The 826-nt window shown below is 61.1% G+C and carries 1 protein-coding gene; it reads left to right on the forward strand.

Annotation, left to right across the window (positions count from 1 at the left end):
• Positions 1 to 300 precede the first annotated feature (300 nt).
• On the forward strand, positions 301 to 738 hold the full coding sequence (locus ACFV6D_RS29825) for a hypothetical protein (RefSeq protein WP_380561830.1): 438 nt from the start codon (positions 301 to 303) through the stop codon (positions 736 to 738).
• Positions 739 to 826 lie beyond the last annotated feature (88 nt).

Below are 826 nucleotides of genomic sequence, written 5' to 3' on the forward strand. Positions count from 1 at the left end.
CGCTTCTAATAAAAAAATCTTAATATTTTCTTCCGGTGTCCCGGTGCGGGGTTTTTTTTTTTTTTTTTTTTTTTTTTGGGGGGGGGGGGGGGGCCGCCCCCCCCCCCCCCCGCCTCGCAGAATCCAGCGCTTGTTGGGTTGAGGGGATTGTTTGAGGCGGCAGCGAATGTGGATGCTTCGGGAGCGCGACTCAAATCAGTGGTTCTCTGCGAGGCGAGGAAGTGTGTTGCCTCGGACGACTTCGCCCGCCCGAGTGACTTTGAGTAGCGCGCGTTGAGACGTTTAGAGCGGAGGTATCGGGTGATCGAGACTCTGGGGTCAGGCTGGGAACGAGCCCAGGGCGTATTGCGTGTCCTTGCTGTCTCCCTGACTGGCATCTTTCCGCTGGCGGCTTCGTGCACGGTGGCGAAGGATCCTGTCCCGGCTGTTATTGGGTCCTGGAAGGCGTCCGTCGCTTCGATTCAGTTCCTGGAGGGCGGCAAGCTCGGCGAGGTGAGCCTGCTCCCCGCCATGTGTCGTGGAGGGAAGTCTCCGACCGTGGTGAAGTTCACCGGCACCTGGAAGTACGGGACGCTTTCCGATGCTGGACCTGGCGCGGTCGCCCAATTGGTCTCCGTCGACGGCGATCTGAGGTGCGAGGGGTTCTTCCAGTACGGCAAGGACCAAGGTGAGGAGTGGTTGCAGCTGACCGATGCGGACGATGGCGGCGTGCCGTTCGCCGCGTTCCTTCGGCAGTAGGTCCGTTTCGAGAGCCGCCCCATCCGATGTGTGGGATGGGGCGGGTGTGGTTATTGAGGATGGGGGACGCGGGGTGGGGGGTGTTGGT

The organism is Kitasatospora sp. NPDC059812, from assembly GCF_042732075.1.
Lineage (GTDB): Bacteria > Actinomycetota > Actinomycetes > Streptomycetales > Streptomycetaceae > Kitasatospora.